Origin of the sequence: Paraburkholderia phymatum (assembly GCF_040965635.1) — a bacterium.
GTDB classification, from domain to species: domain Bacteria; phylum Pseudomonadota; class Gammaproteobacteria; order Burkholderiales; family Burkholderiaceae; genus Paraburkholderia; species Paraburkholderia phymatum_B.
The window spans coordinates 47,916-63,101 of sequence record NZ_JBFRCH010000009.1 but is presented as its reverse complement, the minus strand read 5'-3'; the positions used below and the strand labels follow the sequence as shown (position 1 = coordinate 63,101).

The window sequence follows — 15,186 nt, the reverse complement described above, 5'->3', positions numbered from 1 at the left end:
TGCAGGCAGCGCGAACAGTGATGCAATTTCTTTGCCCGTTCACGCCTATTCCCATCTATTGAGTAAGCCGTTCGAGCCAAAGCGTTTCAGAGTACGTCGCGGGAAGCTGGAGCGTGCCTGCTGGTACAGCCTGCACACTGTTTCCGTTGATCGAGTATTGGATGAGCGCCGCGTTTCCAGCGGTAAAGAGCGTGTTGTCGAGTATCGCGTCGGTGCGCTGGTAAAAGGCGAGCGTCGTGTGCTTGCCGTCGCCGGGCAGCGCGGGTGTCGTGTCCTGCCACCGGATGCCGCCCAATGAGGCCAGCAGAACGGGCGCCGAATCGGGATGAGCGGCGTCCAGCTTCCATACGTCGACGCCGCCTGGGTTCGCGAAATGAGGTACGGTCATCACGATCGACGCATCGGCATTGTTATCTGCGTGCGGATCGCTGGCAGCGAATTTCGTCATGTCGGGTTTGAACGGCGCGGGCAGCATAGCGGGTGCGCCAACCGACCAGCGCCCGCCTTCGACACCGAACGGGACGATGGCGATGCGCCCGTTGCCGTCGGCCGGTTGAATGGCGACAAACGATGCGGCATCCGCGCGATCGTTCCGCACTGCAAGCAGGCAAAGATTCGACTTGAGACGGCTGTCGTCGAGTACCAGAGTTTGCTGCATGTGTCGCGCCGGGTCCGCGCCCACTGTCCATAGTTCGGCGCCGTTGTCCGGCTTTTGAATTGCGATCAGTACTTTTGCTGGTTCCTTCTCTTTGATTGAAAACGGCGTGACCTGCTGCACGCGTCCGGCAGGCATCCGGCTATCGCTCTGGAACCAGAGAGCGGGTGCGCTAAAGCGGCTGCCCGTGCTGCGCAGCAGCCAGAATGCGGTGCCGCCGTTTCGCGGCGTGACGACCATCAGATCAGCGCGGCCGTCGCCGTCGAAATCGCCGAGCAGAAAGCGCGCGCTATCGAAGCACAAACTATCGGCGCGACACGTTGCCGTCGTCGCCCGGCTGTCGAACGGAATGGCGTTCGCGTACCAGCGCACGGGTTTATCGGCTTTGCTCAACGCCTGAACGTTGACGTCGAAGCCCGGACCGTCTACCCGTCGTTGAACGTACACCGCCGACGACTCGCCGCGACCCGACACATCGCCGTACATCGCGCCCGCGAGCCGCAGATCGGTTGCCCACGTAGGGCGTGCCGTCGACCATCGGTATTGCGTCGTCAGCGATGCGCAACCGCGGATGTTCAGACGTCCGCTTTCCTCGCCGAGGCACCGGCGCGACGGCGTAAAGATCAGACCAAAGTCCCACGGCGTCCAGCGCTGCGATTCGTCCCATGCTTCACAGGGCTCTTCCGTCAACGTGCCGTCGTGTTCGGCAACGCATTGCCGTGTCGACGCCGAAACGAGCGCCGCGTTGTGCTGATTGCCCGCATAGGTCGGCCTCGGCTCCCACGTCCACTGCTGGCTGACCGAGCCGTCGCACGGCGCCAGTTCCGGTTTGCGCTCGCTGCCCGTCGAAGTCAGGCATTCGCTGGATGCCGTGTTGAACAGCACCGTCGGCAGCGCGACGAAATCGGGCGTGGCGTGATCGGATGTGTCGAAGCGCGCGTATCGGCGCAGAATCCAGTTGCCGTCCCATTGGTACTCGCCGAACACGTGCGCGAAGTCCCCTCCGTCGATCGAGAAGTAGCTTGCCGAAACGTCACGCTTGCGTTGAGCTTCGTCGCCGAACAGCGTGGATGGCCATGTTCCCGTTGGATAGGTGATGTGGTACGCGATCGGAATCGATCGTCGCAGGGTTTGCGCGACGTGCCGCGTGACCCGCGCGGAGTAGATGTGATCGGGATGCTCGATGAACGGGACGGTGTCGGGGTTGAGCGTGTAAATGCGCGTCGCGTCTTGCAAAATCGCCTTGAGCACGGCGGACAGCGAATCGCGCGCATAACGTGCCGGCGCGATTTCGCCGTGCCCCATCGGATAGGTCGTGATCGTCGCGCCCTGATCCCAGAGCAACGCGAGCGGCACGCGGCCGCCGCGCACGGCGCCGCCGGGAAGACGCAGTTCGAGCAGCCGCACTTTTGGTTGCGCCTTCAATGTCAGCTGAAACACCGGCTTGCCAGCGATGCGCACTGTCGACTCGTCCCAGTCATTCGGCACGCCGGCCATGCGCGCGTAGGCGAGACGCGATCCCTGCTCGCGCTTTTGAACGTATGCGAAGTTCGCTCCGTTGGCCCCGCCGATCAGATGGACCGTCGTGACGCACCAGCCCGCCCGCAACTGCTCGCTGATGCCGGGTTCGACGAACAGCAGATCGTCGTCGAGATGGGCGACTACGGTAACGAGCGTGCCCGCGCTGCAATCGGCGGACGCGGCATGGCTCGCCTCGCAAAGGACAAATGACATGCAGAGAAGAAACAGGAAGCGAATGAAGCGGCGAGCATTGAAAAGCAACGTGTTCATGAAATTTCTTCGTGTTCTTCTCGCGACTCGTCACTGGATGAATGAAGTACCGCCCGTTCTCTTTTCTAACCTGTCGGCAATTCCATAACGCTTACGGGACGAAAGATTAACGAGTCTTTAAACCTCGCCTCTCATTCGTCATTGAAATGAACATTGCCAATTTCACCTCTTTCGCGGACGTCTTAGGGACATTGAATAGTATTTAATCGCCAGGTTTTCTATCATATCGGCACCACATGCATGCGCATGCCCGCGTTGTCGGCGCTTCACGAGCCGGTGCGCGGCGTGGCCTGGAACGTATCCACGATCTCGCGCATCAATGCCTTCCCCTCATCCGATGCGCGCTGCACCATGCCCACCGTTCGAAGGATCGGCGGACTGCCGATCGAAATCACGCGCAGCAACGGGTCGCTTTGCCAGTTGCCCCGATTGAGCAGCGGCAGCACCGCCACGCCGACTTTCTCGCGCACCAGAGCGACAATCGTTTCGATCGAATTGAGTTCGAGATACTCGTTGACCGTCAAGCCGGATTTCTGCAGGGCCTGTTCGACGACCTGCCCCGTGCGCACGCGCCGGTCGAAGCGCAGAAACCCATGGCTGCGCAAGATGCGCTGCGGATCGTTGTCGACGATCTCGCGGCTCACGATCAGCATCATCGGTTCGGTGTAGAGCGTGGTCCATTTCAGCGTGTCGGGCAGCGTCTGGTCCGCGCGCGCGACGACGGCGGCGACATCCACTTCGCCTGCTTCGACCATCCCCGCAAGCTCGTCCGAGCGCGCCGACAGCAGGCGCACGTCGAGCCGCGGATGCGCCGCCTTCAGCCGCGCGACGGCCAGCGACAGCGCGCCGATCACCGACACCACCGCGCCGATCGTCACCGGCCCCTCCATCGCATCCGAAGGCTTCGCTTCGAGCTCGGCGAGAAGCTCCAGAATCTGCTCGACCTTCGGCCAGATCGTATGGCCGTGCTGCGTCAGCGCGATCTGGCGGCCCCGGCGGTCGAACAGCTGGCGGCCCAGCGCCAGTTCGAGCCCGCGCATCTGCAGGCTGACGGCGGCCTGCGTCAGCGCAACCTTGTCGGCGGCGGCCGAAAACGACCCCGTGCGTGCCACGGCCTTGAAAGTCTTCAACATGCGAAGCGTCGGCATGGTATGTCCCGAGTGCGTCTCATGATCGAATCATGAGAAAAACTTAAGTGTCGAAAAGAAATATTAATATTTTTTGTGCGGCGCCGGCCAGATAATCGATTCGTAACGACATGAAAGGACGACGACACGATGCGGAGTGCCCAAGCATGACCGGTGCTGAACGCCGACCAGTACTGGATGTACGAGGCTTCTCGTTGAAATTTTCAAACGCGGCCGATGTACCCAATGTCGTCGATAACGTCTCCTTCCCGGTTCACGCGGGCGAAACCTTGTGCATGGTCGGCGAATCGGGCTGCGGCAAGAGCGTGACGTCGCTGGCGCTGATGGGGCTGCTCGCGAGTCCGCCCGCGCGGCGCGTCGCGGGCACCGCGCATTTCGAGGGCGCCGATCTCTTCGCGCTGACGGAGCGCGAACTCGCCGACATACGCGGCAACCGCATGTCGATGATCTTTCAGGAGCCGATGACGTCGCTGAACCCCGCGTACACGATCGGCGAGCAGATCGGCGAGAGCATCCGGCGGCATCGCGGCATCAAGCGCGCGCAAGCGCGTGAAGAAGCGCTGGAGATGCTGCGCCTCGTCCACATTCCCGCACCCGAAACGCGGCTCGACGCGTTTCCGCATCAGCTGTCGGGCGGCATGCGCCAGCGCGTGATGATCGCGATGGCGCTCGCGAACCGTCCACGTCTTTTGATCGCCGACGAACCCACGACGGCGCTCGACGTCACGATTCAGGCCCAGGTGCTGTCGCTCGTGCGCAACCTCCAGGTGGAGACGGGCACGGCGATGCTGTTGATCACGCACGATCTGGGCGTGGTCGCCGAAGTGGCGGATCACGTCGCCGTGATGTACGCGGGCAGGATCATCGAGTACGGCACCGTGGCCGATCTGTTCGACGATCCGCAGCATCCGTACACGATCGGCCTGATGGGCGCGATTCCGTCCGTCGGCAAGCGCGCGGGCCCGCTCGCGACGATACGCGGCTCGGTGCCGTCACCGGAGCAGATGCCGCGCGGCTGTCGCTTCGCGCCGCGCTGTCCGTTCGCGGAGCAGCGCTGCATCGACTCCGCGCCGCCCGACAGAACGCTTTCGGGCGAACATCGCGTCGCGTGCTGGCTCGCGCCCGTCGAGCAGATCGTGAAGCCCGCGCAGCAAAAGGAGCTGACGTGAGCGCCGGCATGAGTTCGGACATGACACCGCCCATCATCGAAGCCAGCGCGCTCACGAAACGCTTCGGCGGCGAGCGGCACATGTTCGCGCGCACGCCGATCGTTCATGCCGTCAACGACGTGTCGTTCGCCGTGAACACGGGCGAGACGTTCGCGATCGTCGGCGAATCGGGCTGCGGCAAGTCCACGCTCGGCCGGCTGCTGCTGCGCCTGATCGACGCGACGCAAGGGCGCGTGATCTATCAGGGCGAGAACATCACGCACTGGCAAGGCGCGAAGCTGCGGCGGCTGCGCCGCGAAATGCAGATCATCTTCCAGGACCCGTTCGCTTCGTTGAATCCGGGCATGACGGTGGGCCAGATCATCGGCGAGCCCGTGGGCGTGCATGGGCTCGCGCGCAACGCCGCCGAGCGCCGCGAGCGCGTCGCGCAACTGCTGACGAAAGTCGGCTTGCAGCCGGGCTACGCCGAGCGCTATCCGCATGAGTTCTCGGGCGGGCAGCGTCAGCGCATCGGCATCGCGCGAGCGCTCGCGGGCGAGCCGAAGCTGATCGTCGGCGACGAGCCGGTGTCGGCGCTCGATGTGTCGGTGCAGGCGCAGGTGATCAATCTGCTCGAATCGCTGAAAGCGGAACTCGGCCTCACGCTGATCATGGTCGCGCACGATCTGGCCGTGATCCGCCATATGAGCGACCGCGTCGCCGTGATGTACCTCGGCGAGATCGTCGAGCTGGCGCAAGTCGACGATCTGTTCGATACGCCACTGCATCCGTACACGCAAGCGCTGCTGCGCGCGATTCCCGCGAGCAGTCCGCACGAGCGCCGCACGAAGCCAGCGCTGCAAGGCGATCTGCCGAGCCCGACGGCGCCGCCGCCCGGCTGCCGCTTTCATACGCGCTGCCCGCACGCGAAGCCGCGCTGCTCGCAGGAGCGGCCGCTCGCCGAAGCACTGCCCGGCGGCCGGCAGGTCGCCTGCCACTTCTGGCGCGAAGTGCAGAACGCGGGCAGCGGCGCGCCACTTGCCGCGAGTGTCAGCGTGAAGCTGAACGAGCGCCTCGAAATTTACCGCGACCGCCAGGCCGCGCTGACAGCGGGCGCGATCCGATAACCCACCTCTGATGGCAATTCGAACCGCAACAAGGACATAACGCATGCGAAGAATGTTGATTGCCGCCGCGCTCGCATTGAGCGCATCCGCCGCGATGGCCCAGACCACCATCCGCATCGGCTTGCAGGACGATATCGGTTCGCTCGACCCCGCGCGCAGCGTGCAGTTCGTCGACCGGATCGTGTTCGCGTCGATGTGCAATTCGCTCGTCGACGTCGGGCCCGATCTGAAAATCGTACCGATGCTCGCGACCTCCTGGACCACGAGCGCCGACGGCAAGTCGCTGACGTTCAAGCTGCGCCAGGGCGTGAAGTTCCAGGACGACGAGCCGTTGAACGCGGCTGCCGTGAAGGCGAACCTCGACCGCTATCGCACGCTGCCGACCAGCAATCGCAAGAGCGAGCTTTCGTCGGTCGATCATGTCGACGTCGTCGACGACAGCACCGTGAAGATCGTGCTGAAGCAGCCGGACGCTGCGCTGCTCGCCACGCTCTCCGATCGCGCCGGCATGATGCTCGCGCCGAAGACGCTCTCCGATGCGGCGGGCGTCGCCTCGCATCCCGTGTGCTCGGGTCCGTACAAGTTCGTGCAGCGCGTGCAGAACGATCGCGTGGTGCTCGAGAAATTCGCGGGCTATTGGGACGCGGACAAGTATCCGATCCAGCGCGTCGTGTTCCAGCCGATTCCCGACAGCACCGTGCGTCTCGCGAACCTGCGCTCGGGCTCGCTCGACATGCTCGAACGCCTCGCGCCTTCGGATGTCGCGTCGGTGAAGAGCGATGCGAACCTGCAATTCAAGCCGGTCACGGGACTGGGCTTCTACTACGTGACGTTCAACATCAACAACGGGCCGCGCGGCAACAGCCCGTTGAAGGACAAGCGCGTGCGCCAGGCGTTCGAGCTGTCGATCGACCGCGATGCGATCGATCAGGTGATCGGCGCGGGCATCTTCACGCCAGCCAACCAGGGCATTCCGAAATCGAGCCCGTACTACAACGCATCGCTGCCGACGACGAAGCGTGACGTCGCAAAAGCGAAGGCCTTGCTGAAAGCGTCGGGCCACGAGCATCCGACGATCGAGTTCGCGTATCCGAACAACACGGTCGCCAGCCAGATCACGCAGATGTTGCAGGCGATGCTCGGCGAAGCGGGCATTACGCTGAAGCTGCGCCCGAGCGATTACGCGACCGAGTTGAACGCGGGGCACAGTGGCGATTTCGAGGCGATGTACACGGGCTGGTCGGGCCGCGTCGATCCCGACGGCAACTTGCATCAGTTCAACACGTGCTCGGGCAACCTGAACTACGCGCACTACTGCAACCAGCAGGTCGATTCGCTGCTCGACGGCGCGCGCACGAAGCTCACCGCGGCCGAGCGCAAGGCGGACTACGACGCGGCCGGCAAGATCCTCGCCGACGACGATCCCATCGTCTACATCTACGCGCAGCCGTGGCCGTTCGTGCTGTCGAAGAAGGTGCAGGGCTTCACGCCTTCCGCCGATGGCCTCGTTCGCCTGCGCGGCGTTTCGATGAAGGGCTGAGCACCATGCTGCGGATCATCGCCAATCGGATGCTCGTGGCCGTGCCGACGCTGATCCTGGTGTCGATGCTGATCTTCGGCCTGCAGAAGCTGCTGCCGGGCGACCCCGTCATGGCGATGGCGGGCGAGGACCAGGACCCGCAAGTCATTGCGACGCTGCGGGTCAAGTATCACCTCGATCAGCCCGTGCCGACGCAGTACGCGCTGTGGATGCGCGACGTCGCGCGCGGCGACCTGGGCGCATCGCTGCGCACGGAAGTGCCCGTGCGCTCGCTGATCGCGCAGAAGCTGCCCGTCACGATACAGCTCGCGATCATGGCGATGATCCTCGCAATCGGCATCGGCATACCGGCGGGCGTGATTTCGGCGGCGAGCCGCGGCGGACCGCTCGACTACGCCGCGAATATCTTCGCGTTGTCCGGCATGTCGATACCGAACTTCTGGCTCGGCATCATGCTGATCTTCATCGTGTCGGTGCGCTGGCATCTGTTGCCGTCGTCGGGCTACGTGTCGCCGGGCGAGGACTTCTGGCTCAGCATCAAGACGATGCTGATGCCCGCGTTCGTGCTCGGCGCCGCGCTCGGCGCGCAACTGATGCGCCACACGCGCAGTGCGATGCTCGGCGTGCTGCGCACCGACTACATCCGCACCGCGCGCGCGAAGGGCCTGCTGCGCGGTGCCGTCGTCGTCAAGCACGCATTCCGCAACGCGCTGATCCCCATCGTCACCGTGCTCGCGCTGCTGTTCGGCGAACTGCTCGCGGGCGCCGTGCTGACCGAGCAGGTCTTCACGATTCCCGGCTTCGGCAAGCTCGTCGTCGATGCCGTGTTCAACCGCGACTATCCCGTCGTGCAAGGCGTCGTGCTCGTGACGGCGCTCGCGTTCATCGTCGTCAATCTGTGTGCCGACGTGCTGTACATCCTGCTCAATCCCCGACTGAGGCGCAGTTGATGGCTACCCCTCTCGATGCTCAAGCCGTATCGCCGGCCGCAACGCTGCCGCGCCGCAAGCGCCGTGGACTCGTGCGCTTCATGCGCAACCGCGCCGCGGTATTCGGCGCGCTGCTGGTGGCGCTCGTCGTCGTGATGGCCGTGTTCGCGCCGTGGCTCACGCAGTACGACCCGGTGCAGGCGAGCTTCATGACCGTGCGCCAGGCGCCGTCGCCGGCTCACTGGTTCGGCACCGACGAACTCGGCCGCGACGTGCTGAGCCGTCTGCTGTACGGCGCGCGCGCGTCGCTGCTCGCGGGTCTCGTGTCCGTCGGCATTGCCGTCGTGCTCGGCGTGCCGCTCGGGCTGCTCGCGGGCTATTTCGGCAAGCTCGTCGACGGCGCGATCTCGCGCGTCGCCGATGCGCTGCTGTCGATTCCATTCCTGATTCTCGCGATCGCGCTGTCCGCGTTCCTCGGGCCGAGCCTGACGAATGCGATGGCCGCGATCGGCATTTCGGCGATGCCGCGCTTCATCCGCCTCACGCGCGGACAGGCGATCAGCGTGAAGGCCGAAGAGTACGTCGAAGGCGCGCGCGCGATCGGCCTCGATCATCCGCGCATCATCCTGCGGTACATTCTGCCCAACGTGCTGCCGCCCATCATCGTGCAGGCGAGCCTCACGGTGGCGAGCGCGATCATCGCCGAAGCGAGCCTGTCGTTCCTCGGGCTCGGACAATTGCCGCCCTCGCCGTCGTGGGGATCGATGCTCAACACCGCGAAGGACTTCGTGAGCCAGGCGCCATGGATGTCGATCTTTCCCGGCATCGCAATCTTTCTGGCCGTGCTCGGCTTCAATCTGCTCGGCGACGGTCTGCGCGACGCGCTCGACCCGCGCGAATCCTGATTTCTTTCCGTGGCCGTGTCGCTTGCGATATGGCCGTGGTCAACCTCTAGAGTGAAGACATGACGAGTTTCAACTGGCAGAACCCTTATCCGACGACGCGCATGCCTGTGTTCGCGCGCAACATCGTCTCGACTTCGCAGCCGCTCGCGGCGCAGGCCGGTCTGCGGATGCTGTGGAAAGGCGGCAATGCCGTCGATGCCGCGATCGCGGCGGCTGCTGCGATCACGGTCGTCGAGCCGGTGTCGAACGGCCTCGGCAGCGATGCGTTCGCGCTCGTGTGGGACGGCAAGAAACTGCATGGGCTGAACGCATCGGGTGTCGCGCCTGCCGCATGGAACGTCGATTACTTCAAGCGCAAATACGGCGAGAACAACGGCCTCGCCGAGCACCCCGTGCGCGGCTGGGACACGGTGACGGTGCCGGGCGTGATCGCGGGCTGGGAAGCGTTGCACAAGAAGTTCGGCTCGCTGCCGTTCGCGGACCTGATGGAGCCCGCGATCGAGATCGCCGAGCGCGGTCATGCGGTGGCGGGCATCGTTGCGCGCAAGTGGGCGGCCGCCGTGCCCGAGCTCAAGAACCAGCCGGGTTTCGCCGATACGTTCATGCCGCGCGGCCGCGCGCCCGAAATGAGCGAACTGGTGAAGATGCCGGGTCACGCGAAGACGCTGCGCGTGCTTGCCGAACAGGGTCCGCGCGCGTACTACGAAGGCGAGATCGCCGAGCGCATCGCGGCGTTCTCGCGCGAATGCGGCGCCGCGATGACGCTCGACGATCTGCGCAACTATCAGCCCGACTGGGTCGAGCCGATCGGCAAGCAGTATCGCGGCTACACGGTGCACGAGATCCCGCCGAACGGGCAGGGCATCGCCGCGCTGATCGCGCTCGGCATTCTCGAGCAGTTCGACATGCGTTCGCTGAAAGTCGACGGCATCGAATCGCAGCACTTGCAGATCGAGGCGATGAAGCTCGCGTTCGCGGATGTGTATCGCTATGTCGCCGATCCGCGTTCGATGGAAGTGACGCCCGCGCAAATGCTCGACGACGCGTACCTGAAGTCGCGCGCAAAGCTCATCGACCCGAAGCGCGCGACGCATTTCGGCTTCGGCATGCCGAAGTCGGGCGGCACGATCTACATGTCGGCGGCCGACGAGCGCGGCATGATGGTCAGCTTCATCCAGTCGAACTACATGGGCTTCGGCTCGGGCGTCGTCGTGCCGGACAGCGGCATCTCACTGCAGAACCGCGGCTACGGATTCTCGATGGACTCGAAGTCGCCGAATGTCGTCGAAGGCGGCAAGCGGCCTTTCCACACGATCATTCCCGCGTTCCTCACGCAGCAGGTGGACGGCCGGCAGGAAGCCGTGATGAGCTTCGGCGTGATGGGCGGCGACATGCAGCCGCAAGGCCATCTGCAAACGGTCGTGCGCATGCTCGACTACGGCCAGCAGCCGCAGGCCGCGTGCGACGCGCCGCGCTGGAAGGTCAACCGCGACTTCACGATCGACGTCGAATCGACGCTCGATCGCAACACGACGCGCGCGCTCGAAGGGCTCGGCCACACGATCAAGTCGATCGACGATCCTTATATGGATTTCGGCTCGGGCCAGTTCATCTGGAAGCTCGACGGCAACGTGCCCGAGCGCGGCTATGTGGCCGCGAGCGACAGCCGCCGCGATGGTCTCGCAGCGGGCTTCTGAGCGGACCGCCATATCCGACGCTATCGACCCGTTCGCGCGTTGGAACCGGCTGCGTTCTTCAGCCGGTTTTCCAGCGCGCGTCCGCGACGGTCAGCTTGCCGGGAATCAGCTTGAGCGCGCTGAATGTATCGGCGATCTGCTGCTGATACGCGAGCGTCGCGTCCGTGATCGGCTGAACGCCGTAGCCTGTGCGTTTGAGCGCGACTTCGAGCGTGGCCGTATCGAGCCCGACGAGCGGCGACAGCAGCGCGGCGACTTCGGGAACGTTGTCGTGTGCCCAGCCGTCGATGCCGTTCACTTCTTCGAGCAGCGTGTGCAGCAGTTGCGGCTGTGCCGCGGCGAATTTGCGGGCCGAGACGTAGTACTGCGTATTGAGCACGAGGCCCTCGCCATAGGCAAGGGTGCGCGCATTCCCCTGGCGTTCGATCGCCGCGAGATACGGGTCCCAGATTACCCACGCATCCACGCTGCCTCGCACGAAGGCCGCGCGCGCATCGGCGGGCGTCAGATAGACGGGCTGGATGTCGGTGTAGGCGAGCCCCGCTTTTTGCAGCGCCTTCACGAGCAGGAAGTGGACATTCGAGCCCTTGTTGAGCGCGACCTTCTTGCCGCGTAGCTGCGCGACCGAGCGGATCGGCGAATCGTGCGGCACGACGATCGCTTCGCCTTGCGGCGCGGACGGTTCGCTGCCGATGTACACGAAGTCGACGCCACCCGCCTGCGCGAAGATAGGCGGTGTCTCGCCTACGGTGCCGACATCGACGGCGCCCGCATTCAGTCCTTCCAGCAGTTGCGGCCCCGCGGGAAATTCAAGCCATTGGACGGTCACGCCCTGGCTTGCAAGCCGCTTTTCGAGCGCGCCGCGCGCTTTCAGCACCACGAAGTTGCCGTACTTCTGATAGCCGATTCGCAGCCGGTTGCTCGCGCCTTGCGCATGCGCAGCGCCGCTCGCGAACGGTCCTAACGGTCCGAACGCGCCGCCGAGCGCGGCGCCCGTCAAGCCGGCGGCGGCGCGCTGCAAGAGCCGGCGCCTGCGCAAATCGGCGGGTTGGGTATCGATGGATGTGTCGTGTTTGCTCATCTGTCGTTGATGTCTGTTATGTCTGTTAGGAATGCCGCTTGCCGGACTGCGCGGCGCAGTCAGCAGGAGTTGTTCACGGCGCAATCGCGCGCGTCGGACTCACGACGTTAAGTCGGCGCGCGCGCGAATCCAACCAATGTTTGCGCATATCGAAACCAGTGAATCGACGATAGCGCTCGTGTGACGATCGCCGTAGGCATCGCACGAGACGCGCCATTTGCATATATCGATTCGTCGTTTGGAAGAGGTGTAGCGCGTCGCTAGCATGCAGGGACTTTTGACTCCCTGTTCGACAGCCACCATGTCTACCGTCGCCATTCCGTCCACTTCCGTCGATGTCCCGGCCGGACACGCCGATGTCGCCGTTCCCGTCATCATCCGCAGCGCGCAGGACGTTTCGCGCATCGTCAACGCGGGTGCCGCGAAGGGCAGCAACGCACGCATCGTGATCGCGATTGCGCTCGGCGGCGTTTTTCTCGACGCCTATGATCTGACCTCGCTCGCCTACGGCATCAAGGACATCGCAAAGCAGTTCGCGCTGACGCCCGTGCAGGTGGGTTTCGTTTCTTCGGCAATCACGTTTGGCGCGATTCTCGGTGCGCTGTTCGGCGGTTATCTGACGGATCGGATCGGCCGCTATCGCGTGTTCATGGCCGACATGCTGTTCTTCGTCGTCGCGGCGATCGCGGCAGGTCTCGCGCCCAATGCGTGGGTGCTCGGCGCAGCCCGCTTTCTGATGGGATTCGGCGTCGGCCTCGACTTGCCCGTTGCAATGGCCTTTCTCGCCGAGTTCTCGCGCGTGGCGGGCAGGGGCAACAAGGCTGCGAGCGTCGCGTCATGGTGCCCCGCGTGGTACGCGGCAACCAGCACCTGCTATCTGCTGATTCTCGGTCTCTACGCGATCCTGCCCGAACAGCAACTCGGCTGGCTATGGCGGCTGACGCTCGCGTTCGGCGCCGTGCCCGCGCTCGCGATCATTCTGGTTCGCAGCCGCTATATCAGCGAATCGCCCGTGTGGGCGGCGAATCAGGGCGATCTCGAAGGGGCGGCGCGCATTCTGAAGCGCACGTATGGCGTCGATGCGATCGTCGAGCGCGCCGCAGTAAGCGCAACGTCCGCGAGCGAACCGCGCCGCGCAGCGTGGCGCAACTATGGCGTGCTCTTCAACAGCACGTATCGCAGGCGCACGATTCTCGCGGCCGTGATCGGCAGCGCGTCGTCGTTCGGCTACAACGCAATCATCTTCGGCTTGCCCGTCATCATCACGAGCTTTTTCGCGCAAGGACCGCTGACGACGATCGTCGCATCGCTCGCGCTGAATCTGCTGTTCGCATTCGTTGGCGGCTTGATCGGCGTGCGGACCGCGCCGACGGTCGGCGCCTGGAAAATGACCGTGCTCGGCCACGCGTTGCAACTGGTTTCGCTGATCGGACTCGCACTGATCGGGCGGCCGAGCGGCGGCGCGCTGGTCGCGGCGGCGATCCTGCTGCTGGGCGGCTATCTGTTCGGGCAAGGCTTCGGGCCCGGCTCGCATTCGATGACCTATGCGTCGCTCAGTTACCCGACGTCGCTGCGCGGCATTGGTGTCGGCTTCAATCAGACACTCGTGCGCACGGCGTCGACGATCTCGCTGTTCCTCTTTCCGGTGCTGGCGGGCGCGCTCGGCACGAAAGTGTTCTGGGTCATCGCGATCGCGCCGCTCACGTCGCTGCTGGTGCTGCTCGCGATCCGCTGGGAGCCGTCGGGTTATGACATCGACGGCGAAGACTATCGGGCGGTCGACCCTGCTCCGGCGCGCGCCGGCGCTTGCAGTTGCCGTTAGTCACGACATGCGCGGCATGCGTTCGCCGTGGCGCACGCCGCGCGTTGCAAAGCATTGCGCGAATGCTTGTTTGCACATGGGCGCGCCACTGACTAGATTCAACGAACAGGCCACAAGCAGGAGGGCGCATCATGTCGATGAATCTCGCAACGTTTTACCGTCATGCCGTTTTCGAGCCGTTCGAAGCCGCGCGGCATCGGCTGCATGCGAGGCCGCGGCGCGTCGCGGCCCGTCAGAAAGACGCGCATGATAAAGATACGCAAGACAGGCCCTCGCCACGCGACGACGCCGAGCGCCTCGAGCGTATCGCCGCTTATGCGCGTGCTGGCTACTTCAACATGGGATACACGCTCGACATGTATTACGTGATCGGCGAAATAGAACCCGAGTGACGCACTCGCATCGATCCGCGTGCGCAATCGGGACGGGTTCGTTCCCGATCTGCGTCCCGGGCGACTCCAGCTGCGTGCAGAAGCAAAGAACCTGTTTTCCGGACGCGGCAAGCCAAGATGTTCGCGCAAGGTCGTGCCTTCGAACGCACGGCGGAAAATCCCGCGCCGTTGCAGTTCGGGCACGATCTTGCCGAACGATACGACAAGCGCGCGATTTCGACTGACACTCTGCCCGTGCTTCGTCCATCGCGCGGCTACGCGATCGGCGCGGCGCTCGCGTTCGCGCTGACGTCGCTCGCGGTGTCGACGCGCATCGGCCGCGATCTGCTGTCGATGCTCACCGCGATGTTCAATTCGCTGCCCTCTATCGCACTGCTGCCGATCGCGTTGCTCTGGTTCGGCCTCGGTACGGGAAGCCTGCTGTTCGTGCTGGTTCATGCCGTGTTGCGGCCCATCGCGCTCAGTATGTACACAGGCTTTCTCGGCATGCCCGAGACACTGAGGATGACGGGACGCAACTACGGCCTCAAGGGTCTGCGCCAGGTGCTGCTGATTCTCGTGCCGGCGGCGTTGCCGCCGATCGTGGCGGGCCTGCGCGTCGGTTGGGTCTCCGCATGGCGCACGCTGATCGCAGCGGAACCGGTTTTCGGCGCGAGCGGGCAGGGCGGACTCGGCTGATACATCTTCCAGAACCCCAACGAGCTTTACACCGATCGCTTGTTTGCGGGCCTTGTTGCCGTCATCGCGATTGGTTTGCTCGTCGAGCATCTGGTGTTCGATACGCTCGAACGCGTGACGGTGCGGCGTTGGGGCGTGCGGCACTGACGTTCGCATCGTGCTCTGCAAGGCTCGACTGACCAACGACAGCCGCCGCAAAACAAATTCGCGAATGCGGATAAGCATTCCTGAAAATGCTGGTAGGCGATAACGCAAGGCACTGGTTCAATGGAT

11 protein-coding genes and 1 pseudogene are annotated in these 15,186 nt (G+C 64.3%); 9 read left to right on the top strand and 3 right to left on the bottom strand.

Annotation, left to right across the window (positions count from 1 at the left end; translation table 11 throughout):
* Positions 1–55: 55 nt before the first annotated feature.
* Together AB4Y32_RS18275 and AB4Y32_RS18270 are read right to left on the bottom strand one after the other, a co-directional pair.
* Positions 56–2,446 carry a hypothetical protein gene (locus tag AB4Y32_RS18275; RefSeq protein ID WP_368722683.1) on the bottom strand — a complete coding sequence of 797 codons (2,391 nt, stop codon included), beginning with the start codon at positions 2,444–2,446 and terminating at the stop codon, positions 56–58.
* Positions 2,447–2,712: 266 nt separating this feature from the next.
* Complete coding sequence (locus AB4Y32_RS18270) at positions 2,713–3,594, bottom strand: LysR family transcriptional regulator (RefSeq protein ID WP_368722682.1); 882 nt, start codon at positions 3,592–3,594, stop codon at positions 2,713–2,715.
* A gap of 146 nt (positions 3,595–3,740) precedes the next feature.
* On the opposite strand from AB4Y32_RS18270, the gene AB4Y32_RS18265 reads away from it, so the two are divergent.
* Genes AB4Y32_RS18265 through AB4Y32_RS18240 form a run of 6 tightly spaced genes read left to right on the top strand, consistent with a single transcriptional unit; the run spans position 3,741 to position 10,940 of the window.
* A complete protein-coding gene (locus tag AB4Y32_RS18265; protein WP_368722681.1) occupies positions 3,741–4,763 on the top strand; it encodes an ABC transporter ATP-binding protein in 1,023 nt (340 codons plus the stop codon).
* Between the two features lie 20 nt (positions 4,764–4,783).
* Complete coding sequence (locus AB4Y32_RS18260) at positions 4,784–5,869, top strand: ABC transporter ATP-binding protein (RefSeq protein ID WP_368722680.1); 1,086 nt, start codon at positions 4,784–4,786, stop codon at positions 5,867–5,869.
* 43 nt (positions 5,870–5,912) lie between these two features.
* A complete protein-coding gene (locus AB4Y32_RS18255) occupies positions 5,913–7,409 on the top strand; it encodes an ABC transporter substrate-binding protein (protein WP_368722679.1) in 1,497 nt (498 codons plus the stop codon).
* Between the two features lie 5 nt (positions 7,410–7,414).
* Entirely contained in the window at positions 7,415–8,359 is a 945-nt protein-coding gene (locus AB4Y32_RS18250) for an ABC transporter permease (protein WP_368722678.1), read from the top strand.
* The gene (locus AB4Y32_RS18245) at positions 8,359–9,243 is read left to right on the top strand and encodes an ABC transporter permease (protein WP_368722677.1); all 885 of its coding nucleotides are present in this window, start codon (positions 8,359–8,361) and stop codon (positions 9,241–9,243) included. Before AB4Y32_RS18250 ends, AB4Y32_RS18245 begins: the two co-directional genes overlap by 1 nt.
* Before the next feature lie 59 nt (positions 9,244–9,302).
* Positions 9,303–10,940, top strand: coding sequence for a gamma-glutamyltransferase family protein (locus AB4Y32_RS18240; protein ID WP_368722676.1), 1,638 nt, complete (start codon positions 9,303–9,305; stop codon positions 10,938–10,940).
* A gap of 58 nt (positions 10,941–10,998) precedes the next feature.
* On the opposite strand, the gene AB4Y32_RS18235 is transcribed toward AB4Y32_RS18240, so the two are convergent.
* Positions 10,999–12,021 carry a sulfonate ABC transporter substrate-binding protein gene (locus AB4Y32_RS18235; protein ID WP_368722675.1) on the bottom strand — a complete coding sequence of 341 codons (1,023 nt, stop codon included), beginning with the start codon at positions 12,019–12,021 and terminating at the stop codon, positions 10,999–11,001.
* 301 nt (positions 12,022–12,322) lie between these two features.
* Here AB4Y32_RS18235 and AB4Y32_RS18230 point away from each other — a divergent pair, with 301 nt between their 5' ends.
* The 3 genes and pseudogenes from AB4Y32_RS18230 to AB4Y32_RS18220 form a co-directional block, all read left to right on the top strand.
* Positions 12,323–13,843 carry an MFS transporter gene (locus tag AB4Y32_RS18230; protein WP_368722674.1) on the top strand — a complete coding sequence of 507 codons (1,521 nt, stop codon included), beginning with the start codon at positions 12,323–12,325 and terminating at the stop codon, positions 13,841–13,843.
* A gap of 131 nt (positions 13,844–13,974) precedes the next feature.
* On the top strand, positions 13,975–14,235 hold the full coding sequence (locus tag AB4Y32_RS18225; RefSeq protein ID WP_368722673.1) for a hypothetical protein: 261 nt from the start codon (positions 13,975–13,977) through the stop codon (positions 14,233–14,235).
* A 249-nt stretch (positions 14,236–14,484) separates the two neighbouring features.
* Positions 14,485–15,060: pseudogene (locus AB4Y32_RS18220) on the top strand (ABC transporter permease); the annotation flags it as partial.
* Positions 15,061–15,186: the final 126 nt, after the last annotated feature.